This is a genomic window from Streptomyces sp. NPDC097129 (assembly GCF_055668065.1).
This window is the reverse complement of sequence record NZ_JBVOQE010000004.1, coordinates 484292-502672: the sequence shown is the minus strand read 5'-3', so window position 1 is coordinate 502672 and position 18381 is coordinate 484292. Positions and strand designations below refer to the sequence as shown.

Annotated in this window: 10 protein-coding genes; 9 read left to right on the top strand and 1 reads right to left on the bottom strand. The window is 71.4% G+C overall.

Annotated features, from left to right (window positions below; all coding sequences use genetic code 11):
* Positions 1-59 precede the first annotated feature (59 nt).
* The 6 genes from AC0B9F_RS16105 to AC0B9F_RS16080 all read left to right on the top strand — a co-directional run bounded on the left by AC0B9F_RS16105 (position 60) and on the right by AC0B9F_RS16080 (position 9874).
* Positions 60-1844 (top strand): ABC transporter ATP-binding protein, encoded by a 1785-nt coding sequence (locus tag AC0B9F_RS16105; RefSeq protein ID WP_472002936.1) that lies wholly within the window; start codon positions 60-62, stop codon positions 1842-1844.
* Positions 1841-3697, top strand: a complete 1857-nt coding sequence (locus AC0B9F_RS16100) for an ABC transporter ATP-binding protein (protein WP_472002934.1) — start codon at positions 1841-1843, stop codon at positions 3695-3697. Before AC0B9F_RS16105 ends, AC0B9F_RS16100 begins: the two co-directional genes overlap by 4 nt.
* On the top strand, positions 3694-4998 hold the full coding sequence (locus AC0B9F_RS16095; RefSeq protein ID WP_472002932.1) for an MFS transporter: 1305 nt from the start codon (positions 3694-3696) through the stop codon (positions 4996-4998). The genes AC0B9F_RS16100 and AC0B9F_RS16095 overlap by 4 nt, the downstream gene beginning before the upstream one ends.
* Before the next feature lie 358 nt (positions 4999-5356).
* A complete protein-coding gene (locus AC0B9F_RS16090) occupies positions 5357-7402 on the top strand; it encodes a M4 family metallopeptidase (RefSeq protein ID WP_472002930.1) in 2046 nt (681 codons plus the stop codon).
* A gap of 230 nt (positions 7403-7632) precedes the next feature.
* Positions 7633-9288, top strand: coding sequence for a M4 family metallopeptidase (locus AC0B9F_RS16085; RefSeq protein ID WP_472002929.1), 1656 nt, complete (start codon positions 7633-7635; stop codon positions 9286-9288).
* Positions 9289-9361: 73 nt separating this feature from the next.
* Complete coding sequence (locus tag AC0B9F_RS16080; protein WP_472002927.1) at positions 9362-9874, top strand: DUF1990 domain-containing protein; 513 nt, start codon at positions 9362-9364, stop codon at positions 9872-9874.
* Between the two features lie 206 nt (positions 9875-10080).
* Here AC0B9F_RS16080 and AC0B9F_RS16075 read toward each other — a convergent pair whose 3' ends face one another.
* Entirely contained in the window at positions 10081-12696 is a 2616-nt protein-coding gene (locus AC0B9F_RS16075) for a glycosyltransferase family 1 protein (protein WP_472002925.1), read from the bottom strand.
* Positions 12697-13031: 335 nt separating this feature from the next.
* Here AC0B9F_RS16075 and AC0B9F_RS16070 point away from each other — a divergent pair, with 335 nt between their 5' ends.
* The 3 genes from AC0B9F_RS16070 (at position 13032) to AC0B9F_RS16060 (ending at position 18345) form a co-directional block, all read left to right on the top strand.
* On the top strand, positions 13032-15125 hold the full coding sequence (locus AC0B9F_RS16070; protein ID WP_472002923.1) for an alpha-1,4-glucan--maltose-1-phosphate maltosyltransferase: 2094 nt from the start codon (positions 13032-13034) through the stop codon (positions 15123-15125).
* A complete protein-coding gene (treS, locus tag AC0B9F_RS16065; RefSeq protein ID WP_472002921.1) occupies positions 15122-16822 on the top strand; it encodes a maltose alpha-D-glucosyltransferase in 1701 nt (566 codons plus the stop codon). The genes AC0B9F_RS16070 and treS overlap by 4 nt, the downstream gene beginning before the upstream one ends.
* Positions 16823-16932: 110 nt before the next feature.
* Positions 16933-18345, top strand: coding sequence for a maltokinase N-terminal cap-like domain-containing protein (locus AC0B9F_RS16060; RefSeq protein WP_472002919.1), 1413 nt, complete (start codon positions 16933-16935; stop codon positions 18343-18345).
* Positions 18346-18381 lie beyond the last annotated feature (36 nt).

The following is an 18381-nucleotide window of genomic DNA, read 5'->3' as shown; positions in this document are numbered from 1 at the left end:
GCCCTCTCCGTCCGAAACTCGGTGGGCGATGTCAGTGGCAATTTGTAGGCTCGCTGCTGATGTCCACGACACGTGCAACCACCCGGGACCGGTCCGCCGTACGGACGTTGCTGCGCCTGTGGCCGTATGTGCGGCCGGTGCGGGCGCGGCTGTCCGCGGCGGCGTTCGTCGCGATCGTCGCCTCCTTGCTGGGCCTGGTGATCCCGCTCGTGCTCAAGTGGATGGTGGACGGTCCGGTGGCCGACCGCGACCCGGCCGGGGTGTGGCTCGGCGCGCTGTATCTGCTGCTGCTCGGCCTCGCGGAGGCGCTGCTGTTCGGGCTGCGGCGGTGGCTGGTGGCCCGGCCGCTGTCGCACGTCGAGGCGGAGATGCGGGCGGATCTGTACCGGCATCTGCAGCGGCTGCCGGTGGCCTTCCACGACCGGTGGGCGTCCGGGCAGCTGCTCTCGCGCGGCACCACGGATCTGATGCTGCTGCGCATGTTCCTCGCCTTCCCGCTGACCTTCCTGCTGGTCAACGGGGTGACGATCGTCGTCGGTGTGCTGATCATGCTGGCCCAGAACTGGACGCTGGGACTGGTGATCCTCGGTCCGGTGCTGCCCCTGATCGCGATGTGCATGGTCTTCGAGCGGCGGTACGCCGATGTGGCGCGCCTCGCGCAGGACCGGGTCGGCGATCTGACGACGGTCGTCGAGGAGAGCGTGCTCGGCATCCGGATCATCAAGGGCTTCGGCCGGCACCGCAGCCAGGCGCGCGCCTTCCGGGAGCTGTCGCGCACCCTGCGCGGCACGGAGCTGCGCAAGGCGCGGCTGCTGGCGGTGATCTGGGCGGTCATCGTGACGCTGCCGGAGGTGGCGATCGGTGCGGCGCTGGTGGTGGGGGCGGTGCAGGTCGCGGACGGTGACCTGTCCACGGGCACGCTGGTGGCCTTCCTGTCGACGGCGCTGGCGTTGCGCTGGCCGGTGGAGTCGATCGGCTTCCTGCTGGCGATGAGCCAGGAGGCGGCGACGGCGACCGAGCGGTACTTCGAGGTGATGGACGAGACGCCGGAGTCGTCCGAGGTCACCGGGGAGCGGCGCGGGTACGGCGGCGAGGGCCTGCGCTTCGAGAGCGTCACCTTCCGCTACCCCGACGCGCCCTCCGACGCCCCGCCCGTCCTGGACCGGGTCGATCTGCACATCCGGCCGGGCGAGTCCATGGCCCTCGTCGGCGGTACCGGAAGCGGCAAGACGACCCTCACCGCGCTCGTCCCCCGTCTGCACGAGGTGACCTCCGGCCGGATCACGCTGGACGGCGAGGACATCACGGCCATGCCCCGTGAGGAGCTGCGCGCGAAGGTGGCCGTCGCCTTCGAGGAGCCCACCCTGTTCTCGGCGAGCGTCGGGGAGAACGTGCTGATGGGCGCCGGTGAGCGGGCCGGCCGGCCCGAGCTGGAGCGTGCCCTCGCCGTCGCCCAGGCCGACTTCGTGCACGCCCTGCCGCAGGGCGGCGACACCCAGGTCGGCGAGCAGGGGCTGAGCCTGTCCGGCGGTCAGCGCCAGCGGCTCGCGCTGGCCCGCGCGGTCGTCGGCCGTCCCCGCTTCCTCGTCCTGGACGACCCGCTGTCCGCGCTGGACGTGCACACGGAGGCCGCCGTGGAGGCGGCGCTGCGCCAAGTGCTCGCCGACACCACGGCCCTGATCGTCGCGCACCGCCCCTCCACGGTGCTCCTCGCCGACCGTGTCGCGCTGCTGTCGGGCGGCCGGATCGCCGCCGTCGGCACCCACCAGGAACTGCTGCACACCAACGCCGAGTACGCGCACCTGATGTCGGGCCTGGACCGCCCGGAGGAGGACGAGAGATGACGGCCCCCACGACGTCCGTCCCCGCCGCCGACGAGGACCAGCCACCCCGCACCTCGGAGGGCGGCGACCCGTTCGACAGGGACGTCCTGCCCTCCCCGCCGGGTGCGACCGCGGCCCTGCTGCGCTCCCTGCTCGCGCCGATGAGGGCGCGGGTCGCGCTCACCACGCTGGTGCTGCTGCTCCAGCAGGCGGCCGTGCAGGCGGGCCCGCTGCTGGTGGCGTACGCCATCGACAGCGCCGTACCGGCGTTCCGGGACCATCGGCACGGGCCGCTGATCGCGGTCGCCGTCGGGTATCTGCTGTGCGCGGCCGTGTCCGGGGCGCTGCAGTTCGTGTTCATCGCCGCCTCGGCGCGGGTCAACCAGGACGTGCTGCTCGATCTGCGCGGCCGGATCTTCCGGCACGCGCAGGCGCTCAGCGTCGACTTCCACGAGCGCTACACCTCGGGCCGGCTCATCTCCCGTTCCACCACGGACGTGGAGTCGCTGCGGGAGCTGCTGAGCGAGGGCCTGCAGGAGCTGGTGACGGTCATCCTGTCGTTCGTGTACATCTCGGCCATGCTGCTGTGGCTGGATCTCGGCCTCGGTGCGGTCGCGGTGGGTTCCTTCGTACCGCTGTACCTGCTGGTGCGTCTCTACCAGCGGCGGGCGGGCGAGGTGTTCCGGCAGCGGTCGACGGCGATCGCCTCGGTGATCGTGAAGTTCGTGGAGACGATGAACGGCATCCGCCCGGTGCGCGCCTTCCGCCGCGAGGCGGCCAACGACGCCGAGTTCCGGGTGCTGAACGGCCGCCACGAGCGCACCAACGGCGACGCGCTGCTGGAGATGGCCCGCTATGTCGTCGGCTCCCGCCTGGTGGCCAACACCGCGGTGGCCGGAATCGTGCTGTGGGGCGCCTACCGGGTGGCCGGCGGCACGCTGGAGCTGGGGGTCCTGGCGGCGGCGGTGCTGTATCTGCGGCGGCTGTACGACCCGATCGACCGGCTCGGGATGTTCCTGAACTCCTACCAGTCGGCGGCCGCGTCCCTGGAGAAGATCGCCGGGCTGCTCGCCCAGACGCCGACCGTGCCCGAGCCGGCGCAGCCCGCGGAACTGCCGCCGCTGCGCAGCGAACAGCCCGGCCGCGAGGTCGTCTTCGACGGGGTGCGCTTCGCCTACCGCACCGGTGGCGAGGTGCTGCCCCGCTTCGACCTGACGCTGCCGGCCGGGCAGACGGTGGCCGTCGTCGGCTCCACCGGCGCCGGCAAGTCGACGCTGGCCAAGCTGCTCGCCCGGTTCTACGACCCGACCGAGGGGCGGGTGCTGCTCGACGGCGTGGACCTGCGCGAGCTGGCCGTGCCGGAGCTGCGGCGCGGGGTGGTGATGGTGACGCAGGAGGCGTTCCTGTTCTCCGGCACGGTCGCCGAGAACATCGCCATCGGCCGCCCGGAGGCGAGCCGGGAGGAGATCGAGCAGGCCGCGAAGGCGATCGGCGCGCACGAGTTCATCAGCGCGCTGCCCGACGGCTACGACACCGACGTACGCAAGCGGGGTGGCCGTATCTCCGCGGGGCAGCGGCAACTGGTCGCGTTCGCACGGGCGTTGCTGGCCGATCCGGCCGTGCTGATCCTGGACGAGGCGACCAGTTCGCTGGACATCCCCGGGGAGCGGGCGGTGCAGCGGGCGATGGCGACGGTGCTGCAGGGGCGTACGGCGGTGGTGATCGCGCACCGGCTGTCGACGGTGGAGATCGCCGACCGGGTGCTGGTGATGGAACACGGCCGGATCGTGGAAGACGGCGCTCCGGCGGACCTGATCGCGGGCACGGGCCGGTTCTCGGATCTGCACCGGGCTTGGCGGGAGAGCCTGGCGTGACGGCCACGGACCGGCGCTCCGGCAAGGCGCCCCCGGGGCCGTCGCCCGTCGGGGACGACACCGAAGTCCTGCGGGTGCCGGGCTTCCGGTGCCTGTGGTCCGCGAACAACTTCCGGTTCGCGGCGTCGGAGGTGGCCGGGTTCGCGCTGCCCGTCACCGCGCTGGTGCTGCTGCACGCGTCGCCGCTCGCCATGAGCCTGATCTTCGTGTGCAGCCGCGCCGGCTATCTGACCGTGGGTCTGCCCGCCGGCGTGTGGATCGACCGGATGCGCAAGAAGCCGGTGCTGGTGGGGGCCGACGTGGTGTACGCCGCCGCCTTCGGCAGCATCCCCGCCACGCATCTGCTGGGCGCCCTGACGGTGGCCCAGCTGGCGGTGGTGGCGCTGATGGTGAGCCTCGCCGGGGTGTTCTTCGACGTGGCGCACAGCAGTGTGCTGCCGCAGGTGCTGCCGCGCCGGCGGGTGGCGGACGGCAACGCCCGCCTGCAGTCGTCCGAGACGGCGCTGCGGGCGCTCTCCCCCGGGGTGGCGGGGGTGCTCACGCAGAGCGTGGCCGCCCCGCTGCTGTACGCCTTCGCCGCGCTGTGTCATCTGGCGTCGTTGCTGCTGCTGCGGCGGCTGGAGCCGGAGGGTGACGTGGCCCACGGCAAGGGCGCGGCCGAGCGCCGGTTTTGGCGCGAGACCGCCGACGGTCTGCGCATGCTCTTCCGGCAGCCGCTGCTGCGTCTGCTGCTGCAGCAGGCGGCGCTGAACAATCTGGGCGCGGGTGTCGTTCTGGCCATGCTGCCGGTGTTCCTGCTTGACGAACTGGGCCTGTCCGCTTGGCTTTTCGGCCTGCTGTCGACGCTCGGCGCAGTCGCCGGGTTCGTCACGTCCCTGCTGGCTCCCCGGCTGCGGCGCCGGTTCGGGGAGATCCGGATGACGCTGGCGTTCTGCGCGCTGGCGCCGGTCGCCGTCGTCGCAGCGCCGCTCGCCGGGGACGTCCAGGACGCGGCGGTGCCGTTGATGGCGCTGGCGGAGGTGCTCATCAGTGTGGCCGTCGTGGGCCGGGCGGTGTCCACCGCCGGGCTGCGGGCGCGGGTGACACCGGACGCCCACCTGGGCCGGGTCACGGCCGCCTACAGCGTGGTCACGCAGGGCGCGACGCCGCTGGGGGCGCTGGCCGGCGGACTGGTCGCCGGGTACGGGTCCACGGGGGCGGCTCTGTGGGCGGGCGCGCTGGTCATGGCCGTACCCCTGCTGCTGCTCCTGATGTCTCCGCTGCGGCGGCACCGCCGGCTGCCCGCGGAGTGGGAAGTCTGAACGTCCTTCCCGCGTCGGGGCGTTCCCCCGCGTCCGAGTCCTCGTCCACGTCCGAGCGTTCCCCCGCGCCGCTCGGCCTGCGTCCGGGCGGCGGGCCAACGGTTCGCATACCGAACATGAACATCCGGTCAACGGACGATTTCCAGCCAACTTCCTGACGCGCTCCTGACAGGAGTCGAGATCTCCTGCCACTCTTCCCACGGCCACTGCACAGCAACCCCACAGCCCCTCGCTGTGCCGTCGCCGATCGCACTGCCGCACGTGTGTTCACGCACCTCCCTGTTCTGCCCGGACGGCTCGATCGGCCGCCCGGTCTCCCCTGGCCGCGCGATCCGCGGCCACGCAGAAGGAGTCAGTGTTGAGAAGCAGTTCCTCGCGCAGACGCACCTCCCACAGCCTTCACCGCCGGGCGGCCGGTGTCGCCCTCGTCGGCGTCTCCGCCCTGCTCGCCGCGGCCGTCCAGTCGGGTGCCGCGAGCGCCGCCCCGAACGCGCCGGCCGCCGGCAAGGCCAACCCGGCCCACATGGCCCTCAGGCTCTCCCCGTCGCAGCGCGCCGAGCTGCTGCGCGACGCCGACGCCGCCAAGACGCAGACCGCCCAGCGGATCGGTCTCGGCGCGCAGGAGAAGCTCGTCGTCCGGGACGTGGTCAAGGACGCCGACGGCACGCTGCACACCCGCTACGAGCGCACCTACGCCGGTCTGCCCGTCCTCGGCGGCGACCTGGTCGTGGACAGCGTCAAGGGCCAGGACCAGCGCGTCATCAAGGCGACGAACGCCCAGCTGAAGGTCGCCGACCTCACCGGCAAGGTGGCCCGTGCGGCCGCCGAGCAGCGGGCCGTGCAGCGCGCCAAGGCCCTCGGCTCCAGCAGGACGGCCGCCGACTCCTCCCGCAAGGTGATCTGGGCGGCCACCGGCAAGCCGGTCCTGGCCTACGAGACGGTCGTCGGCGGTCTGCAGGACGACGGCACCCCGAACCAGCTGCACGTCATCACCGACGCCGCCACCGGGCAGAAGCTCTTCGAGTACCAGGGCATCGAGAACGCGACCGGCACCGGCAACACCCAGTACAGCGGAACGGTCCCGCTGACGACGACCCTGTCGGGTTCGACGTACACGCTCAACGACGGCGACCGCGGCGGCCACAAGACGTACAACCTGAACCACGGCACGTCCGGCACCGGCACGCTGTTCTCGCAGACCAGCAACACCTGGGGCAACGGCACCACGTCGAACGCCGCGACCGCGGGCGCGGACGCGCACTACGGCGCCGCGACCACCTGGGACTTCTACAAGAACACCTTCGGCCGCACCGGCATCCGCAACGACGGCGTGGCCGCCTACTCCCGGGTGCACTACGGCAACTCGTACGTCAACGCGTTCTGGGACGACAGCTGCTTCTGCATGACCTACGGCGACGGCTCGAACAACACCGACCCGCTGACCTCGCTGGACGTCGCCGGCCACGAGATGAGCCACGGCGTCACCGCCGCCACCGCCGGCCTGAACTACTCCGGCGAGTCGGGCGGCCTGAACGAGGCCACCAGCGACATCATGGGCACCGGCGTGGAGTTCTACGCGGCCAACAGCACGGACGTCGGCGACTACCTCATCGGCGAGAAGATCAACATCAACGGCGACGGCACCCCGCTGCGCTACATGGACAAGCCCAGCAAGGACGGCGGCTCGGCCGACTCCTGGTACTCCGGCGTCGGCAACCTGGACGTGCACTACTCGTCCGGCGTCGCCAACCACTTCTTCTACCTCCTGTCGGAGGGCAGCGGCGCCAAGGTCATCAACGGCGTCAGCTACAACTCGCCCACCGCGGACGGGCTTCCGGTCACCGGCATAGGCCGGGACAAGGCGCTGCAGATCTGGTACCGGGCGCTGACCACGAAGTTCACCTCCACCACCAACTACGCGGCCGCCCGCACCGGCACGCTCGCGGCGGCCGGTGAGCTGTACGGCACCACCTCCGCCGAGTACAAGGCGGTGCAGGACGCGTGGGCGGCCGTCGCGGTCGGCTCCCGCTCGGGCGGTGGCGGCGGCGGTGGCGGCACGGTGTTCGAGAACACCACCGACGTCTCGATTCCGGACAACGGCCCGGCCGTCACGTCCTCCATCAACGTCACCGGACGCACCGGCAACGCCCCGTCCAACCTCCAGGTGACGGTCGACATCGTGCACACCTGGCGCGGTGACCTGGTGATCGACCTGGTGGCCCCCGACGGCACGGCGTACCGCCTGAAGAACTCCAGCGGTTCGGACTCGGCGGACGACGTCCACGCGACCTACACGGTCAACGCCTCGTCCGAAGTGGCCAACGGCACCTGGAAGCTGCGCGTCCAGGACGTGGCGACCTACGACACCGGCCACATCGACGGCTGGAAGCTGACCTTCCCGTAAACCGTCGCCCCACCGGCAGGGTTCCGCCCCGGTGGTGCAACTCCCGGGGCGGCGCCCGCTTTTTACGTTGCGGAAACGTTTACCGGACAGTCAACTTTCAGCCAACATCACCTCGGGGTCATGACATGTACGCGCCCTAGGTGCCAGTCTTCCCTCACCCGCCGCACAACCTCACGACCACCTCGGCCGGTTGCCCCACAACCGGCCGGTCTCCCCCACAAGGAGCTTGTGTGTCCAGCCCCTTCGCGCGTCACAAGCGCACCACTCTGGCCATTGCCACCGCCGTCGCGGCCGGAGCCCTCCTCACCACCGGTCTGACCACCGGTTCCGCAGCAGCCCAGACCACGGCCGGCGCCACCCCGCTCGCCGCGGCCCCGGTGCAGCTCTCCGCGGCCGCCCGCACCTCCCTCCTCCAGGAGAAGCAGGCCGACGCCGCCGGCACCGCCCGGCAGATAGGCCTCGGCGCCCAGGAGAAGCTGATCGCCAAGGACGTCGTCAGAGACGCCGACGGCACCACGCACACCCGCTACGAGCGCACCTACGGCGGCCTGCCGGTCCTCGGCGGCGACCTCATCGTGCACCAGGCCGCGTCCGGCGCCGCCAAGGGCGTCACCAAGGCCGTCGACGCCACCATCAAGGTCGCCTCGCTCAGCGCGGCCCTGACCCCGGCCAAGGCCGAGGCGCAGGCGCTGACCGCCGCCCGTGCGGCCGGCTCGCAGAAGACCGCCGCCGACTCCTCCCGCAAGGTGATCTGGGCGGCCACCGGCAAGCCCGTCCTGGCCTACGAGACGATCGTCGGCGGCTTCCAGGACGACGGCACCCCGAACCAGCTGCACGTCATCACCGACGCCGCCACGGGCAAGAAGCTCTTCGAGTACCAGGGCATCGAGAACGCGACCGGCACCGGCAAGACGCTGTACTCCGGCACCGTCAGCCTCAACACCGTGCAGTCGGGCTCGACGTACCAGCTCACCGACACCGCGCGGGGCAACCACAAGACCTACAACCTGGCCCGCAAGACGTCCGGCACGGGCACCCTGGTGGCCAGCTCGACCAACATCTTCGGCACCGGCACCGCCTCCAGCTCCTCCTCCGACCAGACCGCGGCCGCCGACGCCGCCTACGGCGCGGCGGAGACCTGGGACTTCTACAAGAACACCTTCGGCCGCAACGGCATCAAGAACAACGGCGTCGGCGCCTACTCCCGCGTCCACTACGGCAACGCCTACGTGAACGCCTTCTGGGACGACAGCTGCTTCTGCATGACCTACGGCGACGGCTCGGGCAACGTCGACCCGCTGACCTCGCTGGACGTCGCCGGCCACGAGATGAGCCACGGCGTCACCGCCAACACCGCCGGCCTGAACTACTCGGGCGAGTCCGGCGGCCTGAACGAGGCCACCAGCGACATCATGGGCACCGGCGTGGAGTTCTACGCCAACAACGCCTCCGACAAGGGCGACTACCTCATCGGCGAGAAGATCAACATCAACGGCGACGGCACCCCGCTGCGCTACATGGACAAGCCCAGCAAGGACGGCGGCTCGGCGGACTACTGGTCCTCCTCCGTCGGCAACCTGGACGTCCACTACTCGTCCGGCGTCGCCAACCACTTCTTCTACCTGCTGTCGGAGGGCAGCGGCGCGAAGACGATCAACGGCGTGAGCTACAACTCGCCGACGTACAACGGCGCCGCGGTCACCGGCATCGGCCGGGACAAGGCGCTGCAGATCTGGTACAAGGCGCTGACCACGTACATGACGTCCACGACCAACTACAAGGCCGCCCGCACGGCGACCCTGAACGCGGCGTCGGCGCTGTACGGCTCCACCAGCGCCGAGTACAAGGCGGTCGCCGCCGCCTGGACGGCGGTCAACGTCAACTAGGCCCTGCCGTTCGGATCATCCCGGCGGCACCCGGAACCCAGAGGTTCCGGGTGCCGCCGTACGCTTGGGCCCCATGTCCTTCACGTACGAGGCGGTCGGCGCGACCCGCGAGGATCTCGCCGCCTGCCCGCCCGGCTTCCGCCCCCTGCACGTGCGCACCCGGCTCGGCGAGGGCGAGGCGGTCTTCCGCCGGGCGGCCGACGCGGTCCTCAGCTGGGAGATGCACCGGGAGCTGGGCGTGGGCATCGACGCGAGCGCGGACCGCGCCGCCGAGGGAGTCGACGTCACCGTCACCCTCGCCGGCATGATCAAGGCCCCCTGCCGCATCGTCTGGACGACGGAGGAACCCCGCCGCGCCGGCTGGGCCTACGGCACCCTGCCCGGCCACCCCGAGAGCGGCGAGGAGGCCTTCGTCGTCGACCGCACCGGCGACGGCACGGTCTGGCTGACGGTGGCCGCCTTCAGCCGCCCGGCCAAGTGGTACGCCAAGGCGGGCGGCGCGGCCACCCGAGCCTTCCAGCACGCCTACGCCCACCGCTGCGGCACGGTACTCCGCAAACTCTGCGCTCCGGAGGACGAGTCCTAGCCCCCGACGGCGGACAGCCGCGTACGGCGGGAAGGGGCCGGGGTGGGGGGTCCGCCCGCAGCGGCCGGCACCGGTACAGGGCGCCGTCGTCGGAAACGGACGGCCGGACCGAGGACGGACACCCCCCACCCCGGCCCCGACCCACAACGCACCGCAGGCGCGACAGCAACCGCCCACCGGACAGCAACGGGCCGCCGCAGGCACACCTACCGAAGCAACACCCCGCCCTCCCCCATCTCCTCCGCCGGCAGCGAAACCAGCCCCAGCTCCGCCCCGGCCGCCAGCAGCCGATGCGACGGCAGGATCCGCACGGTGTACCCGTAGGGCCCGGTCCGCTCCAGGGACAGCGGCCCCTCGTAACTCCAGCGCCCCTCCATGTCCGGCCCGCCCACCGGCTTCAGCGGAACAGCCGTCCCCCCGGTGATGCGGTCCTCCGCGTCCACCCGCCCGGAGACGACCTGCACCTCCACGTCGTCCGGCCCGAGATCACCGAGCCGGACCCGCACCCGCAGGGTCAGCGTCGTCCCGAGCTCCGCCGTCGCACTGGTGACCGACGTCTCCACGTGATCCACGGAAACGGCCGGCCAGGCCCTCCGCACGCGTGCCTTCCACTCCGCCAGCTCGCGCGCCACATCCGGCCGCAGCGCCCGGTGCGCCTGCGCCGCCGGCGCGTACAGCCGCTCCACGTACTCCCGCACCATGCGCCCGGCCAGCACCTTCGGCCCGAGATGCGTCAGCGTCTGCCGCACCATCTCGATCCACCGGTCCGGCAGCCCGCCCCGCCCCCGCTCGTAGAACCGCGGAGCGATCCGCTGCTCCAGCAGCTCGTACAGCGCGGCCGCCTCCAGGTCGTCCCGCCTGTCGGGATCGGTCCCGGCGCCGTCGGCCGTGGGGATCGCCCAGCCGAAGTCGGGCTGGAACCACTCGTCCCACCATCCGTCGAGCACGGACAGGTTCAGGCACCCGTTCAGCGCGGCCTTCATCCCCGAGGTGCCGCAGGCCTCCAGCGGCCGCAGCGGGTTGTTCAGCCACACATCGCACCCGGGATACAGCTTCTGCGCCATCGCCATGCCGTAGTCCGGCAGGAACACGACCCGGTGCCGCACCCGCGGATCGTCCGCGAACCTGACCAGCTCCTGGACGAGCCTCTTGCCCCCGTCGTCGGCGGGATGCGCCTTGCCGGCGACGACGATCTGGAGGGGCCGCTCGGGGTGCAGCAGCAGCTCCATCAGCCGGTCCCGGTCCCGCAGCATCAGCGTCAGCCGCTTGTACGACGGCACCCGCCGCGCGAACCCGATGGTCAGCACGTCCGGGTCGAGGACGCCGTCGATCCACCCCAGCTCCGCCGCGCCCGCGCCCCGCTGCCGCCACGACGCCCACAGCCGCTGCCGTACCTCCGTCACCAGCTGCTCGCGCAGGTCCCGGCGCAGATCCCAGATCTCCTGGTCGGAGATCTCCGCCACCGAGTCCCAGCGCTCCGAGCCGCCCACGGTCAGCGCGTCCTCGGCGCGCTGCGCGCCGATCTGCCGGGCGCCGAGCCGGAACACCTCGGGGGCGACCCAGGTCGGCGCGTGCACCCCGTTGGTCACGGAGGTGATCGGCACCTCCTCGGGGTCGAATCCCGGCCAGAGTCCGGAGAACATCTCCCGGCTGACCCGCCCGTGCAGCAGCGACACGCCGTTGGCGCGCTGGGCGAGACGCAGTCCCATCACGGCCATGTTGAACAGGTTGGGCTCGCCGCCGGGATAGGTCTCCATGCCGAGCCGCAGCACCCGGTCGACGTCGATGCGCGGCAGCTCGGCGTCGGGCCCGAAGTGCCGGGCGAGGAGTTCCCGGTCGAAGCGGTCGATGCCGGCCGGGACGGGCGTGTGCGTGGTGAACACCGTGCCGGCCCGCACCGACTCCAGCGCGGAGTCGAAGTCCAGCCCGGTGTCGCACAGCTCGGCGATGCGCTCCAGACCGAGGAACCCGGCGTGACCCTCGTTGGTGTGGAAGACCTCCGGGTCCGGGTGCCCGGTCAGCCGGCAGTACGTCCGTACCGCCCGCACACCCCCTATTCCGAGCAGCATCTCCTGCAGCAGCCGGTGCTCGCTGCCGCCGCCGTAGAGCCGGTCGGTCACCCCGCGCTCGCGGGGGTCGTTCTCCTCGACGTCGGAGTCCAGCATCAGCAGCGGCACCCGGCCGACCTGGGCGACCCAGATCCGGGCGAGCAGCGAGCGGCCGCCGGGCAGGGCGAGGGAGACCTGGGCGGGGGTCCCGTCGGCCTCCTCCAGGAGCGTGACGGGCAGCTCGTTGGGGTCGAGCACCGGGTAGTGCTCCTGCTGCCAGCCCTCCCGGGACAGGGACTGCCGGAAGTAGCCGTGCCGGTACAGCAGCCCCACACCGATCAGCGGAACGCCCAGGTCGCTGGCCGCCTTGAGGTGGTCCCCGGCCAGAATGCCGAGACCGCCGGAGTACTGGGGCAGCGCTGCGGTGACGCCGAACTCGGGCGAGAAGTAGGCGACGGCTGCGGGCAGGTCCCCGGACTGGGCCTGGTACCAGCGCTCGCCGCTGACGTAGTCGTGCAGATCGCCGGCGGCCGCGGCGAGGCGGCGCAGGAAGCGGCGGTCCGCGGCCAGCTCCGCCAGCCGCTCGGACCGCACGCTGCCCAGCAGCCGGACCGGGTCGCCGCCGGATTCGGCCCACTGCTCCGGGTCCACCGACTGGAACAGGTCACGGGTCTCCGTATGCCACGACCAGCGCAGATTGCGCGCCAGATCGCTGAGCGGACGCAGGGGTTCGGGGAGGACGGGTCGGACGGTGAATCGACGGATCGCCTTCACAAGTCACCTCGACGCGAGTGGCTGCCGCCGGCACACACGAGATGTGCCGGCTCGTCCCTTACGACGGTACCGGCGCGGGCGCCCGCCCTGCCGGGGACCGGGCCCGCTGACCCCCGTTCGGCCTGAATCGACCCGGTGTGCGGACACCCGGCTGGAAAGGATCCGGTTTTCTGCGTAGACATACGCGTGAGTAGTTAACAAAGTGCCGGATTGCCCACCAGAAGAGTGTGGGAAGGCTCCTCCGGTAGTAACCGGGGTACCCCTCCAGGCACAACTGCAGACCAGACCTCCCCACAGCCATCCGCCCACCCACGTTGACGCGGACAGGAGCGGTCATGCCCGCCACGCACCACTCGTCAGCACGCCCGACACGATCCACCGCCGCACCACCGAAGTCGTCCACCGCCCCCTCCGCGCGTCCCGTGGCGCCCTCGGCTGCCGCGCCGGCCACGGCCGTCGGCCGGATACCCGTCCTCGACGTCCGCCCGGTCGTCCAGCACGGCCGCCGTCCGGCCAAGGCGGTGACCGGCGAGTCGTTCGAGATATCGGCCACCGTGTTCCGCGAGGGCCATGACGCCGTCGCCGCCAATGTCGTCCTCAGGGACCCGGAGGGCCGCGCGGGCCCCTGGACGCCGATGCGGGAGCTGGCGCCCGGCACGGACCGCTGGGGGGCCACGGTGACCGCCGGGGCGCCCGGCCGGTGGACGTACACCGTGGAGGCGTGGAGTGACCCCGTCAGCACCTGGCGCCACCACGCGAAGATCAAGATCCCGGCCGGCATGGACACCGAACTGGTCCTGGAGGAGGGCGCGCGGCTGTACGAGCGGGCCGCCGGGCCGCTGAGCGGCGAGCAGCGGGACGTCCTGCTGGACGCCGTCGCCGCCCTGCGCGACGAGTCCCGGCCCTCCGCCTCCCGGCTGGCCGCGGCGCTGACCCCCGAGGTCGACGCGGTGCTGGCCGCGCATCCGCTGCGCGACCTGGTCACCGCCTCCGACCCGCTGCCGCTGCTGGTGGAGCGGGAGCGGGCGCTGTTCGGGTCCTGGTACGAGTTCTTCCCGCGCTCGGAGGGCACGCCCGAGCAGCCGCACGGCACCTTCCGCACGGCCGCCCGGCGGCTGCCGAAGATCGCCGCGATGGGCTTCGACGTCGTCTATCTGCCGCCGATCCATCCGATCGGCACCACCTTCCGCAAGGGGAAGAACAACACCCTCACCGCCGGGCCGGACGACGTGGGCGTGCCGTGGGCGATCGGCTCCCCGGAGGGCGGGCACGACACGGTGCACCCCCGCCTGGGGACGATCGAGGACTTCGACTGGTTCGTGGAGCAGGCCCGCTCCCAGGGTCTGGAGGTCGCCCTGGACTTCGCGCTCCAGTGCTCCCCGGACCACCCGTGGGTGCTCAAACACCCGGAGTGGTTCCACCACCGCCCCGACGGGACGATCGCCTACGCCGAGAACCCGCCGAAGAAGTACCAGGACATCTACCCGATCGCCTTCGACGCCGACATGGACGGCCTGGTCGCCGAGACTCTGCGGGTGCTGCGGTACTGGATGGACCACGGGGTGCGGATCTTCCGCGTGGACAACCCGCACACCAAGCCGGTGGTGTTCTGGGAGCGGGTCATCGCGGACGTCAACGCCTCCGACCCGGACGTGATCTTCCTGGCCGAGGCGTTCACCCGCCCGGCGATGATGCACACCCTGGCCCAGATCGGCTTCCAGCAGTCGTACACGTACTTCACCTGGCGCGACACCAAGGAGGAGCTGACGGAGTACCTCACCGAGCTGTCCGGCGAGGCCGCCACCTATATGCGGCCGAACTTCTTCGCCAACACGCCGGACATCCTGCCGGGCTACCTCCAGCACGGCGGCCGTCCCGCCTTCGAGGTGCGTGCCGTGCTCGCCGCGACCCTCTCCCCCACCTGGGGCATCTACTCCGGCTACGAGCTGTGCGAGAACATCCCGCTGAAGGAGGGCGGCGAGGAGTACCTGAACTCCGAGAAGTACCAGCTCGTGTCGCGGGACTGGGAGGCCGCCGAGCGCGAGGGCCGCACCATCGTCCCGCTGATCACCCGCCTCAACGACATCCGGCGCCGCAGCCCCGCCCTGCGGCAGCTGCGCGACGTGCACTTCCACCACGCCGACCAGGACGCGGTCATCGCGTACTCGAAACGCAGCGGTTCGAACACGGTTCTGGTGGTGGCGAACCTCGATCCCCACCACACCCAGGAGGCGACGGTCTCGTTGGACATGCCGCAACTCGGCCTGGAGTGGCACGAGATGACGCTGGTGCGCGATGAGCTCACCGGCGAGACCTATCACTGGGGCAGGGCCAACTACGTGCGACTCGAACCGGGCTTGAGGCCCGCGCATGTCTTCACCGTCCTGCGACCGTCCATCCCGCAGACCGGAGGGTCACCCACAATATGATCGTCAACGAGCCCGTCCCGGACAAATTCGAGGACACCCCGGCCAAGGACCGGGACCCCGACTGGTTCAAGCGTGCCGTCTTCTACGAGGTCCTCGTCCGCTCCTTCCAGGACAGCAACGGCGACGGCGTCGGCGACCTCAAGGGACTGACCGCCAAACTCGACTATCTCCAGTGGCTGGGGGTCGACTGCCTGTGGCTGCCGCCCTTCTTCAAGTCACCCCTTCGGGACGGCGGCTACGACGTCGCCGACTACACCTCGGTGCTGCCCGAGTTCGGCGACCTCGCGGACTTCGTGGAGTTCGTCGACGCCGCCCACCAGCGCGGCATGCGCGTGGTCATCGACTTCGTCATGAACCACACCAGCGACCAGCACCCGTGGTTCCAGGAATCGCGCAACGATCCCGACGGTCCCTACGGCGACTACTACATGTGGGCCGACGACGACAAGCAGTACCAGGACGCGCGGATCATCTTCGTGGACACCGAGGTGTCGAACTGGACCTTCGATCCGGTGCGCAAGCAGTACTTCTTCCACCGGTTCTTCTCCCACCAGCCGGACCTGAACTACGAGAACCCGGCCGTGCAGGAGGAGATGATCTCCGCGCTGCGGTTCTGGCTGGACCTCGGCATCGACGGCTTCCGGCTGGACGCGGTGCCGTATCTGTACGCGGAGGAGGGCACGAACTGCGAGAACCTGCCCGCCACGCACGAGTTCCTGAAGCGGGTGCGCAAGGAGATCGACGCCCAGTACCCGGACACGGTGCTGCTGGCGGAGGCCAACCAGTGGCCGGAGGACGTGGTCGACTACTTCGGCGACTACAGCGCCGGCGGCGACGAGTGCCACATGGCCTTCCACTTCCCGGTCATGCCGCGCATCTTCATGGCCGTGCGCCGTGAGTCCCGCTACCCGGTCTCGGAGATCCTCGCGAAGACCCCGCCGATCCCGTCCGGCTGCCAGTGGGGCATCTTCCTGCGCAACCACGACGAGCTGACCCTCGAGATGGTCACCGACGAAGAGCGCGACTACATGTGGGCCGAGTACGCCAAGGACCCGCGCATGCGGGCCAACATCGGCATCCGCCGCCGGCTCGCGCCGCTGCTGGACAACGACCGCAACCAGATCGAGCTGTTCACCGCCCTGCTGCTGTCCCTGCCCGGCTCGCCGATCCTGTACTACGGCGACGAGATCGGCATGGGCGACAACATCTGGCTCGGCGACCGCGACAGCGTGCGCACGCCCATGCAGTGGACACCGGACCGCAACGCCGGCTTCTCCTCCAGCGACCCGGGCCGGCTGTTCCTGCCCACGATCATGGACCCGGTCTACGGCTACCAGGTCACCAACGTCGAGGCGTCCATGGCGTCGCCGTCCTCGCTGCTGCACTGGACCCGCCGGATGATCGAGATCCGCAAGCAGAACACCGCTTTCGGACTGGGGTCCTACACCGAGCTGCCGTCGTCGAACCCGGCGGTGCTGGCGTTCCTGCGCGAGTACGAGGACGACCTCGTGCTGTGCGTGCACAACTTCTCCCGCTTCGCCCAGCCCACCGAGCTGGACCTGCAGCGCTTCGAGGGCCGGCACCCGGTGGAGCTGTTCGGCGGGGTGCGTTTTCCGGCCATCGGGGAGCTGCCGTACCTGCTCACGCTCGCAGGCCACGGCTTCTACTGGTTCCGGCTCCGCAAGGACGGCGCCTAGACACCGGGCGGAGAACCATGGGGCGGGGCGGTTTCCGCCGTCCCGCCCGGGGCACGCAACAGTAAGCCCCCCGCCCCACCCCCATCCCCCCGGGGAAAGGACGTGACGCCATGGCGGAAACGGTCACCGTCTCCGGTACCACCAGCCCCGGCCTGCTCGCGTCGCTGGACCCACTGCTGCGCGACTGGCTGCCCAGGCAGCGCTGGTTCGCGGGGAAGGGGCGCCCGGTCACCGGGTTCTCGCTGGTCGCGGCGACCGAGCTGCTCCCTGCCCCGGGCCGCCTGGGCCTCTTCCACCTGCTGGTGCGCGCCCACCAGCCGCTCACCCTGGGCGCCGGCGACACCCACCCCGGGGACTGCTACCAGCTGCTCATAGGCGCGCGCGAGGCGCTGCCGCCCCGGCTGGCGCCCGCGCTGATAGGCCACGTCACCGACGGCCCGCTCACCGGGCGCACGGTGTACGACGCCCTGTACGACCCCCGGCCCGCCGATGTGCTCCTGGAGGCCCTGCGCTCCCAGGCCCGCATCGGCGGGCTGCGTTTCGAGCAGGCCCCGCAGGCGGAGATACGGCCCGGCCTGGTGCCCCGTGTGATGACGGCCGAGCAGTCGAACTCCTCCGTCGTCTACGGGGACACCTTCATCCTGAAAGTGCTGCGCCGGGTCGTCCCCGGCGTCAACCCCGACCTGGAGCTGCCGCTGGCCCTGGCCCGCGAGGGCTGCGCCCGGGTGCCGGCGCCGACGGCGTGGATCGAGGCGGACGCCCAGGAGACGACGGACCCGGCCGGCGAGTCGTACGTCCTCGGGGTGCTCCAGCCGTTCGTGCAGGGCGCCGCCGACGGCTGGGAGCTGGCGCTGCGGCAGCTGGCCAAGGGCGAGGACTTCGCCGCCGAGGCGCGCGAGCTGGGACGTGCGACGGCCGAGGTGCACATGGCGCTGGCCCGCGCGCTGCCCACCGTCACGCTGGGGCACGCGCAGCTGGAGCCCCTGGTCCGGGGCATGATCGAGCGGCTGGAGAGCGCCGTGCAGCAGGTGCCGGTGCTCGGCCCGTACGCGCCGGGCCTGATGACGGCGTTCGAGGCGCTGGCGGACCTGGCCGCCGAGGGACACACCTGGACCGCGCAGCGCGCGCACGGCGACCTGCACCTGGGCCAGTGCCTGCGCTCGCCCGCCGGGGACTGGTCCCTGATCGACTTCGAGGGCGAGCCGGCCCGGCCGCTGCCCGAGCGGCGGATGCCGCAGCCGGTGGTGCGGGACGTGGCGGGCATGCTGCGCTCCTTCGACTACGCGGCGTACTCGGCGAAGACGCCGGCCCCGCAGTGGGCGCGGACCTGCCGCGCCGCGTACTGCACCGGATACGCGGAGGTGAGCGGCTTCGACCCGCGCACCGACCCGGTGCTGCTGCGCGCCTTCGAGACCGACAAGGCGATCTACGAGGTCGTCTACGAGGCCCGGCACCGTCCCGACTGGCTGCCGGTGCCGATGGCGGCGATCGAGCACCTCGCCGCCGTGCCCGATGTGAGCTGACCGACCCGCCGTCCGACCGACGTCCCTTCCAGGAGG

Bases quoted from the DNA above. Each gene is read 5' to 3' on its own strand.
- AC0B9F_RS16105 (WP_472002936.1), top strand. From the start codon at position 60: ATGTCCACGACACGTGCAACCACCCGGGACCGGTCCGCCGTACGGACG.
- AC0B9F_RS16060 (WP_472002919.1), top strand. From the start codon at position 16,933: ATGGCGGAAACGGTCACCGTCTCCGGTACCACCAGCCCCGGCCTGCTC.
- AC0B9F_RS16070 (WP_472002923.1), top strand. From the start codon at position 13,032: ATGCCCGCCACGCACCACTCGTCAGCACGCCCGACACGATCCACCGCC.
- AC0B9F_RS16100 (WP_472002934.1), top strand. From the start codon at position 1,841: ATGACGGCCCCCACGACGTCCGTCCCCGCCGCCGACGAGGACCAGCCA.
- AC0B9F_RS16080 (WP_472002927.1), top strand. From the start codon at position 9,362: ATGTCCTTCACGTACGAGGCGGTCGGCGCGACCCGCGAGGATCTCGCC.
- treS (WP_472002921.1), top strand. From the start codon at position 15,122: ATGATCGTCAACGAGCCCGTCCCGGACAAATTCGAGGACACCCCGGCC.